The sequence below is a fragment of the Caulobacter sp. UNC279MFTsu5.1 genome, from assembly GCF_900114015.1.
Classification (GTDB): Bacteria; Pseudomonadota; Alphaproteobacteria; order Caulobacterales; family Caulobacteraceae; genus Caulobacter.
The window spans coordinates 43,450-59,190 of the sequence record NZ_FORN01000003.1 but is presented as its reverse complement, the minus strand read 5'-3'; the positions used below and the strand labels follow the sequence as shown (position 1 = coordinate 59,190).

The following is a 15,741-nucleotide window of genomic DNA, read 5'->3' as shown; positions in this document are numbered from 1 at the left end:
TCCGCCCCCTTAGGGGGCAAGTGCAGGGTGAAAAGAAAAAGGCGGTGGATCGCTCCACCGCCTTTTCCATTTGGAAGCCGTCGATTCCTAAAGCTGGCCCAGCATGTAGTCCGCCGACGAGACCTTGAATTCCCCGCCCTCTTCGACGTTCAGGGTCTGGACCACCCCGTCCTTGGCGATCAGGGAGTAGCGCTGCGAGCGCAGGCCCATGCCGAACTTGCTGCCGTCGAACTCCAGGCCGACGGCCCGGGTGAACTCGCCGTTGCCGTCGGCCAGCAGCAGGACCTCGTCGGTGACGCCCTGATCGGCGCCCCAGGCCTTCATCACGAACAGGTCGTTGACCGAGACGCAGGCGATGGTGTCGACGCCCTTGGCCTTCAGCTCGGCGGCCTTCTCCTTGAAGCCCGGCAGGTGCTTGGCCGAGCAGGTCGGGGTGAAGGCGCCGGGCACCGCGAACAGGGCCACGGTCTTGCCCTTGAACAGATCGTCGGTCGTGACCGGGGCCGGGCCCTCGGCCGTGCTGGTCATGAAAGTCGCCGAAGGAAGCGTGTCGCCAACCTTGATCGCCATGTGCGGTATCCTATGGGTTGCCCGGGAAAGAGAAAACGCGCGTTGAGAGCGCGCAAAGGAGATAAAGGCGCCGAAGCGGATCGCCAAGGAAAGGTTAGACTTGAAACTGACGCGTTCCGCCCCGATCCTCTAGTCATGGACTCGCACGGAGCCAAGGACCCGAACGGCTTCCTCGCCGGACAGATGCTGGTGGCCATGCCCGGCATCGAGGATCCGCGTTTCGAACGCGCCGTGCTCTATGTCTGCGCCCACGACGCCGAGCAGGCCATGGGCCTGGCGGTCAACCGCCCGGTCGAGGGCCTGACCCTGTTCGAACTGCTCAATAACCTGGGCATCGCGCCCGAGATCGAGGCCGACGGCGACCTGGTGATGCTGGGCGGCCCGGTCGAGCGCGAGCGCGGCTTCGTGCTGCACACCGACGACTATGTCTCGCCCGACTCCACGGTGCCGGTGGCCGACGGCCTGGCCCTGACCGTGACCCGCGACGCCCTGGACGCCCTGGGCAGCAAGATCCGCCGGCCGCGCCACGCCATCCTGGCCCTGGGCTATTCGGGCTGGGGCCCCGGCCAGCTGGAGCAGGAACTGCGCGACAATGTCTGGCTGATCTGCGACGCCGACGAGGCCCTGCTGTTCGGCGACGACCACGAAAACAAGTGGACCCTGGCCCTGGCCAAGATCGGCGTCACCGCCGACCACCTGTCGGCCCAGGCGGGACGGGCCTAGACGCCAGGCGACGGAACTCCGCATGGGGCTGTCGCATGGGGGTTCTCTGAGAAAAAGCTGTCATCCCGGACAAGCCCGGCGAAAGCCGGGCGCCGATCCGGGATCGCCTCAAGCGCCGAGTTCACGCGTCGGTCCCGGATCTTCGCGCTGCGCGCCACCCGCCGTTGGGCGGGCCGCTTACGCGTCCCGAGGCCGGGGTGACAGTCGTATTTGGTCAGATGTGATGGCCCTGCTCCCGCGCGGAGACCGTCTCCCCACACGCCGCAACCTTCGCCTTGGGTGGACGTTTCACCCTCTGATGCAAGTCGCGGCGCGCCGCGTCGGGGCCTCCGCATCCAGTTTGGGAGCAGGCCCATGCGCCAGCCCAGCGCCATCCCCTTCACCCTCTTCTTCCTCTTCGCCGCCGCGGGCGTCGCGGCGGCTTGGCCAATGCGCGCCGACCCCCTGGCGTCGGGCGCGCTGCTGGCCCTGTTCGTCGTGGCGGGCGCCATCCTCGGTGCGGCGATCAAGATCGCCAGCCAGTGGGAACGGGCGGTCGTCCTGCGCCTGGGACGCTTTCGCGCCCTCAACGGCCCGGGCCTGTTCTGGATCATCCCGGTCATCGACGTCATTCCCTACTGGATCGACGTCCGGGTGATCACCTCCACCTTCAAGGCCGAAAAGACCCTGACCAAGGACACCGTGCCCGTGGACGTGGACGCGGCGCTGTTCTGGCGGGTGGTCGAGCCCCAGCGGGCGGCGCTGGACGTCGAGGACTACCGCAGCGCCATCGCCTGGGCCTCCCAGACCGCCCTGCGCGACGTCATCGGCAAGACCGTCCTGGCCGACATGCTGGAAGGCCGCGAGCGGATCGGCCAGGAACTGCGCCGGATCATCGACGAGCGCACCGAGCCCTGGGGCGTCAAGGTCATCTCGGTCGAGCTCAAGGACGTCCTGATCCCCGAGGCCCTGGAGAACGCGATGTCGATGCAGGCCCAGGCCGAGCGCGAACGCCAGGCCCGGATCATCCTGGGCGATTCCGAGCGCCAGGTGGCCAAGAGCTTCGAGGACGCGTCCCGCACCTACACGGCCAACCCCACCGCCCTGCACCTGCGGGCGATGAACATGCTCTACGAAGGGCTGAAGCAGAACGCGACCTTCGTCATCGTGCCCAGCACGGCGCTGGATACGATGCAGCTGGGCGGCGCCGCCGGCCTGGTCCGCGCTCCGGCGGCCGAGCAGATTCCGGCCGCCAGCCACTAGCGGCAAGTCGCGCGACGCGGGGGTCGCGCGACTTGATCTATATCTTTGGCTTTACATGATTTTTTCGGAAGATCCGCCGCCATTTTCCGCGCCTTGCGCCGGCTGGCCGGCCTCCGCGCGACCGCCGGCGCGCTTATCCTCTCGAACCCTCAAGACAGTCCTTGCCTTCCTCGAAATACGGGCCTTTCATTGAGGGGCTGGGATTAGGTCGGCTGTTCGCATCGCGCGGGCACACGGCCTTGGGTCGTGCACGATGACCTCCCTGCGCGTGATATCTCCCCCCGAAGAACACTGGGCCCAGCGGCGCCGTGCGCCGCCGGCACGGCGTCCAGCGCCGGTGCTCGGCCTGTCGATCGCCGTCCTGCTGGGGCTGTTCGGTATGCAGCTGATGCTCAGCGGCGTGCGCGACGCCGCGGTTCCCGTCCCGTCCGTCGCCCCGCCCGAGCGCTTCGAACCGGATCCGCCGGCGACGGCCGCCCCGCGCCTGAAGATCGTCGTGGCCCCGCCGGTCCCCGTCGCCGCCCGGCCCGAGACCTGGGCCGTGCTGCCCACCGCCCTCACCGCGCCGGTGGCCGCCACGCCGCTGGCCGATCCGAAGACGGCGGCCGAGCAGGCCGCCGCCTGCCGCGAGGCGCCGGGCCTGGCCACCCAGATGGTCTGCGTCGATCCGGTGCTGGCCGCCGCCGACCAGCAGGCCTCGGAGGCCTACGAGGCGGTGCTGGCGGCCGGCGCGTCGCAAGCCGTCCTGGGACGGTCGCAGGCGCGCTGGATGCTGACCCGCGAGGAAGCGGCGCGGTCCTCGCCCGAGGATCTGCTGGCGGCCTACCAGGACCGGACGCGCCGCCTGCGGGCGGCGGCGGCGGCGCTGAGCCATCGCGACGATGCGGTCCAGGCCCCTCCGTCACCGGAGGAGACCCTGGACGATCAGCCGCGCGCCTTCACCGGCGCGGCGCCGTCGACATAGGCCTCGTTCAGATAGACCTCGGCCTCCTGCGGCGACAGGGCCGGGGCGTAGCCGAAGCCCTGGCCGTAGTCGCAGCCCAGGGCCTGCAGGGCGCGGGCCATCTCGGCGTTCTCGACGCCCTCGGCGACGACTTCCAAGTCCAGGTCCTGGCCCAGCTTGACCACCGAGCGGACGATCTTGGCCGAGCCGGCGTTGCTGCCCATGGTCCGCACGAAATAGCGGTCGATCTTCAGCGTGTCGAACGGCAGGCGGGTCAGATACGACAGCGACGAGAAGCCGGTGCCGAAGTCGTCCAGGGCCAGGCCGGCGCCGGCCTCGCGCAGGGTCGCCAGGATCACGGCGGCCCGCTCGGGATCGCGCATGATGTCGCTTTCGGTGACTTCCAGCTTCAGGGCCCCGCGCGGCAGGGCGTGCTCCTGCAGCACCTGGCGCACGTCGTGGACCAGGCCGGGGCGGTCGATCTCGCCGGTCGACAGGTTGACGCTGACGGTCAGGGCGCCGACGGCCGGGTGCGAGCGGCGCCAGGCGGCCAGCTGGCGGGCCGAGGTGCGCATCATGTGCTCGCCCAGCTCGCTCATCAGGCCCATCTCCTCCACCAGCGGGAGGAACTCGTCGGGCGGCAGCATGCCGCGGCGAGGATGGATCCAGCGGGCCAGCGCTTCGAAGCCCGACAGGGCGCCGGTCGACAGCCGCACCACGGGCTGGAAGAAGGGGGTGATCTCGCCGCGGCCGATGGCGCCGCGCAGATCGGCCTCCAGGGCCAGGCGCGACAGGCCGTCGGTCTCCATCGAGCGGCCGTAGGCGGCGGCGCTTCCGCGGCCGTTGGCGGCGGCGGCCTCGACGGCCAGTTCGGCGCGGCGCAGCAGTTCGGCCGCCTCGGGCGCGTCCTCGCCGCCCTCGGCCGAGACCGCGCCGATCGACAGGGTCGGATGGATATCGAAGCCGGCCACCCGCAAGGGCCGCTCCAGGGCCTTGCGCAGCAGCTCGGCGGGCTCGAAGCCGGCCGGGTCGCACAGCACCGCGAACTCGTCCTCCCCGATCCGGCCCAGCAGGGCCTCGGACGGGAAGGCGGCGGCCAGGCGCGAGCCCAGGGCGGCCAGCACCAGGTCGGCGCGCTCGTGGCCCAGGGCCTCGTTCAGGCGGCGCAGGCGGTCGACGTCGGCGACGACCAGCTCGTGCACGCCGCTCTTGGCCAGCCGCTCGCGGGCCCGGGCGATGAAGCTCTTGCGATCCAGCAGGCCGGTCAGGGTGTCACGTTCGGAGGCGGCGAACTTGACCTCGGGGGCGATGACGCCGGCGGCGCGCACCCCGTCCTCCAGCCATGTCCCGCGCCAGATGCAGATCTCGCCGCCGCGCATGCGCAGGCGGGCGACGATCTCGCTGCCCGGCGGGCGGACCTTGAGGACGTCCTCGGCCTGGGCGCGATCCTGGGGCAGGGTCAGGGCGCGGAAGGCGGCGGAGGAGCAATCGGGGGCCAGCGGCCCCAGTCCCAAAGCGCGCGAAGCCCCGTTGATGCGCAGGCGATCGGCCTCGGGCTCCCAGAGCCACAGCGCGACCTCGGCGGCGCCCAGGGCCTCGAGCGTGGCCGTGGCGTCCCATACGCGTCGCTGACTGATCTTGAACGACATGCCTTGATCCCGCGCCCAAAGGCACAACGCCCGAGCGAGCGCGCTAACCCGGCGCGACCATCCCGAACAGACGATGATCTCGCCACTCGCCGTTAATTTTCAGATAAGCGGGGGCGTATCCCTCTTCCCGGAAGCCCGATTTCAGCAGGACGGCGGCCGAAGGTTCGTTTTCCGGCATGCAGGCGGCCTCCAGCCGATGTAGGCCCAGTTCGCCGAACGCGAAGTCGATCGCCGCCCGGACTCCGTCCTTCATATAGCCTTGACCGGCATGGGGCTGGCCGATCCAGTAGCCCATCACCCCGCTCTGGGCGACGCCGCGGCGGATATGGAACAGCCGCACCCCGCCGATCAGCGTCCCATTGTCGCGGCGGAACATGAAGAACGGAAACGCCTCCCCAACCTCCAACTCGCGGGCGTAGGCGTTGAGCCGGGCGCGGAACGCCTGGCGGGTCAGATCGTCCTCGGGCCAGGTCGGCTCCCAGGGCTGGAGGAAGGCGGCCGACTGGGCGCGCAGCTCGGCCCACGGCTTGTAGTCGTGCAGGCGCGGCAGGCGCAGGAACACCGTCTGGCCTTCGAGGCGCGGACCGGGATCGGTCTGGAAGAGGCGGAGGAAAGCGGTCAAGCGGAAGGTTCTCGTTCAGGCGCGCACCTTCGAGCGTCAGGGCGTTCGAGGCAATAGGGGCGCGCCCCGCCTTTCGAGGGCGACGCCGGGCCGAGGCGCCTTGCCGCCGCCGCAAAAGCGTACGACACGGCGTTCCTGACTCGAGCGACGCGGATTCGACGCCGCGCGACGCCGGCCTCCCGCCGACGTCGTGTCGTCAGCGCGACGGTTTTCGGCGGAACAGGCGACTGACCAAGTTCTACAGGACCCGGCACAACACCTTCGCCCGCCGTCCCCGGCGGGGCTGGCGGATCGCGGCGGCGCTCGTGCTGGCGGCGGGCCTGGGCGCGCTCGGCTGGGCGGCGCGCCATCATGGGCGGCCGGCGAAGACCAGCGAGATCGCCGCCGCCCCGGCGACGTCCATCACCTTGCCGCCCGTCTTGCCGCTCGCGCCGAAGGACTGGCGGGGCCAGATCGACTATCGCGCCCTGGACGCCCGCATCCAGGCGATGATGGCCGACCGGTCGATGGAAGGCCTGGCGATCGCCGTGGTCGAGAACGGCCGCCTGTCGTTCGTACGGGGCTACGGCCTCACCTCGCCGCGGGACGGCGAGAAGATCGAGGCCGGCACGGTCTTCCGCTGGGCGTCGCTGTCCAAGACGGTGGCCGGCACGCTGGGCGCCCGCCTGGCGCGGGACGGAGCGTTCTCGCTGGACGACCCGCTGGGCAAGTTCGGCACCAGCCTGCGCCTGCCCGGCGACGCCCAGAACAGCCTGACGGTCGCGCAGCTGCTGTCCCAGCGCACGGGCCTGCCCCGCAACGCCTATGACGGCTGGCTGGAGGGCGGTCGCGATCCGAAGATGATCCGCCAGAGCCTGGCGACCGTGCCCCCCCAGTGCCCGCCGGCGACCTGCCACACCTACCAGAACGTCGCCTACGACACGATCCGCGAGGTGGTGGAGACCGCCACGCACCGTTCGTACGTGGACCAGGTCCGCCAGCGGCTGTTCCTGCCCCTGGGCATGGCCAGCGCCACGATCGGCGTCGACGGCCTGCGCGACGCCAAGCATTGGGCGCGCCCATCCCGCGGCGGCCGCGCCCTGCCGCTGGTCGACGCCTATTACCGGATCCCCGCCGCGGCCGGGGTCAATTCCAACATCGTCGACCTGGCGCGATGGATGCAGGCCCAGATGGGCCAGGCGCCCGCCGTCCTGCCGGCCCCGCTGCTGGCGGACATCCAGCGTCCGCGCGTCAACACCGGACGTCCCTATGGCAACTCGCCCCTGGGCCGGTCGCTGGAGCGCCCGGGCTACGGCCTGGGCATGCGCAGCTTCGGCTACAAGGGCCACCGCCTGGTCGGCCACAGCGGGGCGGTGGACGGCTATCGTTCGACCATGATGTTCGACCCGGCCACCAAGACCGGCGTGGTGATGCTGTGGAACAGCGAGGCCAGCCTGCCCTTCAAGCTGCAGGCCGAGGTCTTCGACCTCTACTACCACCTGCCGTTCACCGACTGGCTGCAGCTGAAGGACGGCGACCGTGGAGCGGCGCTGGCGCCCTGAGTTCGGGCGTGCGGCCGTCCCCTTATTCCGACCAGATGAAGCGCGCGCCGTCGCTGTTGTCCGGCATGGGGCCGGGACTGTCGGCCCGAATGTCCCCGGTCTTCGGATCGATGCGCAGGAAGCGGTTGGTGGCCAATGACATCAGCACCAGCTCGCCCGTCGGCGTTTCAATCCACTGGAAGTCTTGCGCCGTGCCGGACCGGCCGGCCACGAGCGTCACCGCTCCCTCCGCGCCGACCGTGACATAGCGTCCGCCCGACCGCAGGGCGACGCGGCCCAGCCGGCGGTCGACGATCTCGAACCGCGTCGGAACGCCCGAAGCCAGGCTTTGCCCACCGCCGGCCGCCAGTCCGGTCGTCGCGTGAAACGACGTCAACCGGATCGATCGGCCATAGGGAATGGGCCGCATCAGGCCGTGGGTGTGCGGCTGATGGACGTCGATACTATCGAAATCGGCGAAACCGCCCTCGGCGCCGGTAGTGTTGTAGCTGAACAATCCGTAGCGAACCCCCTGGAAGGTGAAGGTCTGGTAGAACAGCTCGACCTCGCCGCCGATCGGGGTGAAGGCGACGCCGTCGAACGAATAACTGAAGCGCGCCCGTTCGGTGAGAAAATCGCAGTCGGCCCGCAGCCAGACGCGCGTCCCAGCCATCTTCACCCGCACCGTCTTGTCGGAGCGCTGGTCATAAAGGACGAGGTCGAGCCCGTCGGCGCGCTTTTCGACGCCCAAGGTCGCATAGGGCAGATTGAGCAGGCCCAGGCCGGCCGTGTCGCCCGGCTTCAGATTCGACGCGTCGAGCAGGACGGTCGGCGTCGACATCGGCCCGATCGCCCGCTGCGTCAGGGTGTTGCGCGCGTCGTAGAACGTGGTCGCCGGCAGCGCGTGAAGCCGCAGGAAACCCGGCCGCTCCGACAACGACCACTTGTCGTCGACCGGGACATGGTTCCACTGCCATAGGGGCTGGAGCTTCGGCGCCGAGAAATCATCGCTGCGCCGGAAGGGCGTGCGCACGGCCTGCGGCGTGGCGGTCTTCGGCTTCACCCAGGTCCGCGGCGTGCGCGTCAGGTTGCCCGGCAGTCCGAAATAGGGCCAGCCGTCCTTCCAGGTGATCGGAGACAGGCTGAGCAGGCGACCGACGGAATTGAAATCCATCATGGAAAAGCCCCACCATTCGCCGGCGGGCGTCTGGATGACGCCGCCCTGGTGCAGCGCCAGGCTATGTTTGGCGGCGGGGTCGGGTCCCCAGAACGTGAACGGCGGCTTGGGCGAACCGGTGCGCTTGCTCGACGCCATGCCGAAGTCCTCGTGCAGGCTGATCGCTCGATTGACCTCGTAGGGGCCCAGCACATGGTCCGCCCGCGCCGCCGGCATGCGAAAGCCGCCGGCATATTCGGCGCTGATGATGTAGTACTTGCCGTCGATCTTGTAGAAGTGCGCGCCCTCGCCCATCCCGGCGTCGTCGGCGAACAGGACGCGCTCGGTGCCCGGGACGATGTCGGTCAGATCGTCCGTCAGCTGGGCCAGGTGCATCCCCTGGTGACCCCAGACGACATAGGCCTTGCCGTCGTCGTCGAACAGGACGGACAGGTCATGAAAGCTGCGCTTCATCGGCGTGCGCGTCCACGGTCCCTTCGGATCGGTGGCCGTGAACATCTGGGTCATCTGACGGTTGACGTTCGAGAAGATGTAAAACTTGCCGTCATGGTGACGGAAGGACGGCGCCCAAATACCCTGACCATAGATATTCTGCCCGTCCTCCAACCGGTAGGCCGGGCCGAGGTCGAGCTTGTCCAGGGCGTAGGCGACGAATTCCCAGTTGACCAGGTCCTTCGAACGCAGGATCGGCAGGCCCGGCATCGTGTGCATGGTGGTGCCGGTCAGATAGAACCAGTCGCCGACGCGGATCAGGTCAGGATCCGAAAACTCATCATAAAACAAAGGATTGGTGAAGGTTCCGTCGCCGTTGTCCGGCGTCCAGGTCGCGGTGGACAGGCCCTTGGACGCGCTCGGCGCCGGACCATCCGGAGTCAGCGCGGACGCGGGCGGCGCGCATAGGATCAGCGTCAAGGCGGCCAGCCCGGACAGAACAGTTCCGAGCGATTTCGATCCATGCCGCATGACGCTTCCCCCTTTTTGCGCCCTGCCACCGCACCCGAGGCGGCGTTTACAGGACGCGTGCCTCATTCTTGTCAGACAATTGATCGATAGGCCAGCCGCTAGCGACCCGACCGCGGAGATGGCTCGAAAGCCGTTTTCAGCGCGTCGCCCGCCGCCTACACCAGCGCCTTCTCAAACACCTCGCCGGCCTTCAGCGCCGCCTTGGCGCCGAGGATGGCGCTGGCGGCCTTGGCGGGGTCGAGGATCGCGCGGCCCAGGCGCTGCAGGTCGTCGACGGTCACGGCGTCGACGGCCTGGGCCAGCTCGGCGGGGGTGTAGAGGCGGTCGAACATCAGGGCCTGGCCGGCCGCCTGCTCGGCGCGCGACAGGGGCTGCTCGCGGGCCATGAACATGTGGGCCTTCAGCTGGGCCTTGGCGCGGGCCAGCTCGGCGTCCTCGATCCGGGCGGCCAGCAGCAAGATCTGCTCGGCGCAGACCTTGGCGGTCTCGGCCGCGTCGCCGGCCGCGCAGCCGGCATAGACCCCCAGGGCCCCGGCGTCGGCGTAGGTGTCGGCATAGGCGTCGATGTTGTAGGCCAGCCCCCGCTTCTCGCGGGCTTCCTGGAACAGCCGCGACGACATCCCGCCGCCCAGGGCCTCGGCGAAGATCCGCAGGGCGAAATAGTCGTCCTCGCGGGCGCCGACGGCCGGCAGCATGAACACCAGGTGAGCCTGCTCCAGCTTGCGGGCCTGGCTCTTGCGGCCGCCGATGAAGCCGGCCGGGTCGGAGGCCGAAGCCCCGGGGGCGGCCGGCATCGACCCGAACTCGCGGCGGGCCAGGTCCAGCACCTCGTCCAGCTCGACCGCGCCGCTGGCGCTGACGATCAGCCGGTCGGCGGCGTAGAGCTGGCCGCGCCAGTGCGACAGCCCCTCGACGGTGGCGGCGTTGACGCTGTCGACCGTGCCCAGGATCGGCCGGGCCAGCGGGTGGTCGCCCCAGGCGGCGGCCTGGACCAGGTCGAACACGTAGTCGTCGGGGGCGTCGGCGGCCTCGGCGATCTCCTGGGCCACCACCTGCTTCTCGCGGGCCAGATCCCCCTCGTCGAGGGTGGGCCGCAGGACGAGATCGGACAGGACCGACAGGCCCAGGTCCAGCCCGCCCTTCAGGGCGCGGACCTGGAAGCTGGTGCGCTCGTAGCCGGTGGCGGCGTTGATCTGGCCGCCCTGGGCCTCGATCACCTCGACGATGTCGCGCGAGCTGCGCGGACCCGCGCCCTTGAACACCATGTGCTCCAGCAGGTGCGACCAGCCCGACCGGGCCGGATCCTCATAGGCCGCGCCGCGCCCGGCGACGACGGAGAGCGCGATGGTCTCCAGGCCCGGCATCGGGTCATGGACGACGCGGACGCCGTTTTCGAGGGTGTGGAGGGTGGTGTTTGTCATGAAGCCTCCGGCGATACGCGGGGCGACGCGAGGGGTCAACTTTTCGTCGACCTTGGCTGGAACCGGCGGTCGGGCCCGGCTAGCTTCAATTCCGTGGCGAGGGAGCGTGAATGCGCGGTCGGTTTCTAGTGATGATAGCCCTGGCCGGCCTCGTCTCCGCCTGCTCCCGCCCCGAAGGCGTCGCTCGCCGGGATGCGCGAGCAGCCATCGCCCGAGGCGACTATCGCATGAAGCCGCCCGAAGCGATGAGCACCACCGAAAGTCGCCGATATGGTCTGGCCTACAACGCGATCATCCTGACCGAACAGCCGTTCATCACGCCCACCAATCCTCTCGAGGAGGCCATGGTCGCCATGGCGAAGGATCCATCGCGGGAACACACGCAAGCCTTCGAGACGGTGCTGCTGAGGTCCAAGGTCTATGTACTGACCAACAAGGAAGGGCTCGCCGCGTTCAAGGCGGACCCTACCAAGATAACGTTCTCGACGCTGCCGGTGGATCCGGGACAGCCCTACGCCATGGTGCTCTACACCAGCCGCGCTCGACTGCATCAGGCCATGCACAACGACACACGGTGGTACTGGCTGTCCATGCCCGGCCGAACGGCGCTAGCGACAGGGCGGAACCATCAAGTGGCCCTGAACTACGGCTTGCGGCCGCCCGTCTACATCGAGGCGAAGCAAGTCACGAGCATGCTGGCGCGCACCCCACCCGTTCCATAGGGACCTAGCTCCCCGCGAACACCCGCACGAACGCCTTCACCGTTTCGGCGTCGGCCGGCAGGCGGTCGAACTTCTCGGGCTTCTTCGACAGGTCCGGCGTGGCGCGCGGCGTGGCCGGGACGACGCCGGCGGCGACCGACACCGCTTCGGGGAACTTGGCCGGGTGGGCGGTGGACAGCACCACGACCGGGGTCGCCGGATCAGCCAGGCGCAGGTTGGCGGCGGCCGCGACGCCGACGGCGGTGTGCGGATCGATGACCTCGCCGGTCTCGTTCAGGGTCGACAGGATGGTCTTGGCGGTGTCGGCCTCGCTGACCGACGCGCCCTGGAACAGCTCGCGCATCTTGCCGTGGGCGCTGGGCGGGATGTCCAGCACGCCCGTGCCGGCGAAGGCGCGGAAGGCGCGGCCGGTCTCGATCCCGTCGCGGCCGACGGCCTCGAAATAGAGGCGCTCGAAGTTGGAGGCCACCTGGATGTCCATGGCCGGGCTCTGGGTGGCGGCCACGGCGCCGCGCGCGTAACGGCCTTCCTCGAAGGCCCGGGCCAGGATGTCGTTGCTGTTGGTGGCGGCCACGATCCGGGCGACCGGCAGACCCATGCGGGTGGCGACATAGGCCGCGTAGGCGTCGCCGAAATTGCCGGTCGGCACCACGAAGGCGACCTTGCGGGCCGGGGCGCCCAGGGCGACGGCGGCGGTGAAGAAGTAGACGCTCTGGGCGGCGATCCGCGCCCAGTTGATCGAGTTGACGCCCGACAGGTCGACCGCGTGGCGGAACTGGTCGTCCTGGAAGGCCTGCTTGACGATGGCCTGGCAGTCGTCGAACGAGCCCTGGATCGAGACGCAGGCGACGTTCTTGTCGGTCGCCGTGGTCATGAACCGGCGTTGGACCTCGCTGATCCGGCCTTCGGGGAACAGCGCGACGATGCGGGCGTTGGAACGGCCGCGGAACGCCTCGACGGCCGCGCCGCCGGTGTCGCCCGAGGTGGCGCAGATGATGGTCATGGTCCGCGACTGGCGCGACAGCACGTAGTCGTAGAGCCGCCCCAGCAGCTGCATCGCAACGTCCTTGAAGGCCAGGGTCGGGCCGTGGAACAGCTCCAGCAGGTGACGGCCGGGGGCCAGTTGCTTCAGGGGGACGACGGCGGCGTGGGCGAAGGTCGCATAGGCCTCCTCGCACATCAGGGCCAGGTCGTCGGCCGGGATGTCGTCGCCGACGAACTTGCCGACCACGGCGGCGGCCACCTTGGCGTAGGGCTGGCCGGCGAAGGCGGCGATCTCTTCGGGCGTGAAGGTCGGCCAGCGCTCGGGCACGTAGAGGCCGCCGTCCGGGGCCAGGCCGGCCAGGACCGCATCGAGGAAACCGATCGACGGGGACTCACCCCGCGTGGAGACGTAGCGCATCAGGATCTCATCTTCCGCCAGAGCATGGCGGCATAGATAAACAGCAGGGTCACGGCAAGACCGAACCACGTCAGAGCGTATTCCAGGTGCCGATTGGAAATTTCTGCCGGCAGCGGCGCGGGGGTCACGCCGGGCGGAACCGGGGTCGCGGACTCGACCATCAGGATGTAGGGCGACAGGCCCACGCGCGTCAGGACCGTCTCCCCATTTGCCCTCCAACCGCCGAGCTGATCGTGCAGGACCAAGACACCGGTCACGTGGGACGGAGCGGCGAATTGCCGGTTCCTGGGCGCTGTCTGTCCCTTCAGCGCATCGACCACGCCAAGATCCAATCGGATGACGTCGAAGGAAGCCCGCGGCAGCCAGCAGATCGCGCCGGCGCGCCAGACAATGTCGCCGTCACGCACGCCGTATATCAGCGGCAGGGAGTCGATGCGGCGCCTTGTCGGATCCGGCGCGGCGCAGTCGGTCGTCACCCGGACCCAGGACACGTCCTCGCCGCGCCGGACTCGCGCGAGCACAGGCGCCAGCGGCTGGGCCGGCGCGGTCTTCAGCGCCTCGATCCGGGCCAGCAGGTCCTGCTTCCAGGCCAGGCGCTTCACCTGCCAGACGCCCAGGCCGCACAGGATGGCGAAGGCGACCAGGGTGGCGATCGTCAGGCCGACGGGGAAGCGGCGGTCCTTGGCGGCGGAAACGTCAGACATCGTGGCGGCCGGCCTCGGAGGCGTTGTTGGCGATGTGGGCGGCCACCATCAGGCCCTTGGCCGGCCGCATCAGGCCCAGGCACGCCACCAGGGTCAGGGGCAGCCAGACCACCAGCAACAGCCAGGCCGGCCAGGCGAAGGCGAACATCGTGAACAGCGCCCCGAAGGCGCACAGGAAGCCGGCGATCAGGATCACGAAGGTGGCCCCGCCGTCGCCGGTCTCGTGGGCGCCCAGGTCGAAGCCGCAGGCCTCGCAGGTCCGGCTGACCTTCAGGAACCCGTCGAACAGCATCCCCTCGCCGCAGTGCGGGCAACGGCCGGTCGCGCCGGCGAGATAGGGGTTCACTTGGGCCATGGGCGGATCTCGAAATGAAAAAGGCCCGGAACGCGGCTTGGCGTTCCGGGCCCTCTCGAAGCGGATGATCTAGTGCGGCGAGGCGCCGAAGATCACGTAGACGAAGGCGAACAGGAACAGCCAGACCACGTCGACGAAGTGCCAGTACCAGGCGGCGGCCTCGAAGCCGAAGTGCTGCTTGGGAGTGAAGGCGCCGTTCATCAGCCGGATCAGGCAGACGATCAGGAACAGGGTGCCGACGAACACGTGGAAGCCGTGGAAGCCGGTGGCCAGGAAGAAGGTCGAGCCGTAGAGGCCCGAATTGGCGGCCGCTTCCGAGTAGAACAGGTGCTCGTGGTTGATGTGGCTGTACTCGTAGATCTGGATCGTCGTGAACAGCGCGCCCAGCAGGATGGTCAGGATCAGGCCCCACTTGGCGCCGTTGCGGTCGCCTTGCTGCAGGGCGTGGTGCGACCAGGTGATCGTGGTGCCCGACAGCAGCAGGGTCAGGGTGTTGACCAGCGGCAGGTGCCAGGGCGAGACCGCCTCGACGCCGGCCGGCGGCCAGGTGGCCCAGGCGGCGCGGACTTCCTCGATGCCCGACAGGGTGCGGTGATGGTGGAACAGGGCCATCTCGAAGAAGATCCAGAACCACGCCACGAAGAACATCACTTCCGAGGCGATGAACAGCACCATGCCGTAGCGCAGGCCGATCGAGACGACGGGGGTGTGGTCGCCGGCGTTGGCTTCCTTCACCACGTCGCGCCACCAGCCGAACATCGTGTAGAGCACGCCGGCCAGGCCGGTCGCGAACAGCCACCACTGGCCCTTCTCGATGCCGAAGACGCCGCCCTTGATCCAGGCGATCAGGCCGATGGCCATCAGCGTGGCCGAGGCCGAGCCGACGAACGGCCACGGGCTGGGGGGCAGGATGTGATAGTCGTGTTTGACGGCGCCGTGGGCCATGTGCGTGCTAACCCTTTAATCCCTCAAGAGCGTGATCGCCGACGGTGGAAGCCGGTTTCGGCGACCATCACGCTCTCACCCTGTAAATCAAGCGCGTCCGACCCGGTTCCCCCTGCCGACGCGCTCTGTGTGAAACGCTATAGCGCCCTCGGCGGCTTGCCGCCAAGGGGTTCGACGATACGTGGCGGGCTCTCCGCCTGTTTCGCCCCGGACGCGTCAGGAACCGCCGGGAAGAAGGTGTAGGACAGCGTGATCGTCGACTTGTCCTTGGTGTCGGCGTCGGTCACGAAGCCGGGGTCGACGAAGTAGACGACCGGGAACTCGACCGTCTGCCCCGGCTGGATCGTCTGGTTGGAGAAGCAGAAGCATTCCAGCTTCTGGAAATAGGCGCCGGCCTGCTCGGGCACGACGTTGTAGAGCGCCCGGCCGGTCATCGGCTTGTCGCCCTTGTTGGTCACCTTGAAGAAGGCCAGGCCCGTGTCGCCGATGCGGATGTCCTGGCTGTTCTGCATGGGCTGGAAGTCCCAGGGCAGGGTTCGGACATTGGCGTCGAAGCGCACCTCGACCTTGCGGTCCAGCACCTTGGTCGGCTTGGCCACGGCCTTGCGCACCGTGCCGTCGAATCCGGTGGCCTGGCAGAACAGCTTGTACAGCGGCACCGCGGCGTAGGCCGCCCCGACCATGCCGAAGAAGGCCACGACGCACAGCACCGCCACCTTGCCGTGGCTGCGCCTGGCGGGCCGCTCGGCGGTGCCGGCCTTGTTGTCCGCCTCGATCTTGGCG

The 15,741-nt window shown here is 69.2% G+C and carries 15 protein-coding genes; 5 read left to right on the top strand and 10 right to left on the bottom strand.

The window, feature by feature from the left end; genetic code table 11:
• Positions 1-87: 87 nt before the first annotated feature.
• Positions 88-570, bottom strand: a complete 483-nt coding sequence (locus BM066_RS01630; RefSeq protein ID WP_089923840.1) for a peroxiredoxin — start codon at positions 568-570, stop codon at positions 88-90.
• A gap of 135 nt (positions 571-705) precedes the next feature.
• On the opposite strand from BM066_RS01630, the gene BM066_RS01625 reads away from it, so the two are divergent.
• The 3 genes from BM066_RS01625 (at position 706) to BM066_RS01615 (ending at position 3,499) form a co-directional block, all read left to right on the top strand.
• Positions 706-1,293 (top strand): YqgE/AlgH family protein, encoded by a 588-nt coding sequence (locus BM066_RS01625; RefSeq protein ID WP_089923837.1) that lies wholly within the window; start codon positions 706-708, stop codon positions 1,291-1,293.
• A 354-nt stretch (positions 1,294-1,647) separates the two neighbouring features.
• A complete protein-coding gene (locus tag BM066_RS01620) occupies positions 1,648-2,535 on the top strand; it encodes a slipin family protein (RefSeq protein WP_089923834.1) in 888 nt (295 codons plus the stop codon).
• Between the two features lie 253 nt (positions 2,536-2,788).
• Positions 2,789-3,499 (top strand): lysozyme inhibitor LprI family protein, encoded by a 711-nt coding sequence (locus tag BM066_RS01615; RefSeq protein ID WP_143093628.1) that lies wholly within the window; start codon positions 2,789-2,791, stop codon positions 3,497-3,499.
• Here the strand turns inward: BM066_RS01615 and BM066_RS01610 are convergent.
• Both BM066_RS01610 and BM066_RS01605 read right to left on the bottom strand, forming a co-directional pair.
• Positions 3,460-5,127 carry a putative bifunctional diguanylate cyclase/phosphodiesterase gene (locus BM066_RS01610; protein WP_089923828.1) on the bottom strand — a complete coding sequence of 556 codons (1,668 nt, stop codon included), beginning with the start codon at positions 5,125-5,127 and terminating at the stop codon, positions 3,460-3,462. The genes BM066_RS01615 and BM066_RS01610 overlap by 40 nt on opposite strands.
• Before the next feature lie 43 nt (positions 5,128-5,170).
• Positions 5,171-5,749, bottom strand: a complete 579-nt coding sequence (locus BM066_RS01605; RefSeq protein ID WP_089923825.1) for a GNAT family N-acetyltransferase — start codon at positions 5,747-5,749, stop codon at positions 5,171-5,173.
• 305 nt (positions 5,750-6,054) lie between these two features.
• Here BM066_RS01605 and BM066_RS01600 point away from each other — a divergent pair, with 305 nt between their 5' ends.
• Positions 6,055-7,290 carry a serine hydrolase domain-containing protein gene (locus tag BM066_RS01600; RefSeq protein WP_255367443.1) on the top strand — a complete coding sequence of 412 codons (1,236 nt, stop codon included), beginning with the start codon at positions 6,055-6,057 and terminating at the stop codon, positions 7,288-7,290.
• 22 nt (positions 7,291-7,312) lie between these two features.
• Here BM066_RS01600 and BM066_RS01595 read toward each other — a convergent pair whose 3' ends face one another.
• Both BM066_RS01595 and BM066_RS01590 read right to left on the bottom strand, forming a co-directional pair.
• Positions 7,313-9,358, bottom strand: coding sequence for a glycoside hydrolase family 43 protein (locus BM066_RS01595; protein ID WP_255367442.1), 2,046 nt, complete (start codon positions 9,356-9,358; stop codon positions 7,313-7,315).
• A 206-nt stretch (positions 9,359-9,564) separates the two neighbouring features.
• Positions 9,565-10,830: a M16 family metallopeptidase gene (locus tag BM066_RS01590; protein ID WP_089923818.1), complete on the bottom strand. Its 1,266-nt coding sequence runs from the start codon at positions 10,828-10,830 to the stop codon at positions 9,565-9,567.
• A gap of 110 nt (positions 10,831-10,940) precedes the next feature.
• Here BM066_RS01590 and BM066_RS01585 point away from each other — a divergent pair, with 110 nt between their 5' ends.
• Positions 10,941-11,552, top strand: coding sequence for an SseB family protein (locus BM066_RS01585; RefSeq protein ID WP_089923814.1), 612 nt, complete (start codon positions 10,941-10,943; stop codon positions 11,550-11,552).
• Positions 11,553-11,556: 4 nt separating this feature from the next.
• Here the strand turns inward: BM066_RS01585 and thrC are convergent, their stop codons facing one another.
• The 5 genes from thrC to BM066_RS01560 form a co-directional block, all read right to left on the bottom strand.
• Entirely contained in the window at positions 11,557-12,954 is a 1,398-nt protein-coding gene (gene thrC, locus BM066_RS01580; protein ID WP_089923811.1) for a threonine synthase, read from the bottom strand.
• Complete coding sequence (locus tag BM066_RS01575) at positions 12,954-13,658, bottom strand: SURF1 family protein (protein WP_089923808.1); 705 nt, start codon at positions 13,656-13,658, stop codon at positions 12,954-12,956. The genes thrC and BM066_RS01575 overlap by 1 nt, the downstream gene beginning before the upstream one ends.
• Positions 13,651-14,013, bottom strand: a complete 363-nt coding sequence (locus tag BM066_RS01570) for a DUF983 domain-containing protein (RefSeq protein WP_018061148.1) — start codon at positions 14,011-14,013, stop codon at positions 13,651-13,653. The genes BM066_RS01575 and BM066_RS01570 overlap by 8 nt, the downstream gene beginning before the upstream one ends.
• Positions 14,014-14,082: 69 nt before the next feature.
• Positions 14,083-14,958, bottom strand: a complete 876-nt coding sequence (locus BM066_RS01565; protein ID WP_018061149.1) for a cytochrome c oxidase subunit 3 — start codon at positions 14,956-14,958, stop codon at positions 14,083-14,085.
• A gap of 137 nt (positions 14,959-15,095) precedes the next feature.
• On the bottom strand, positions 15,096-15,734 hold the full coding sequence (locus BM066_RS01560) for a cytochrome c oxidase assembly protein (RefSeq protein ID WP_089924107.1): 639 nt from the start codon (positions 15,732-15,734) through the stop codon (positions 15,096-15,098).
• Positions 15,735-15,741: the final 7 nt, after the last annotated feature.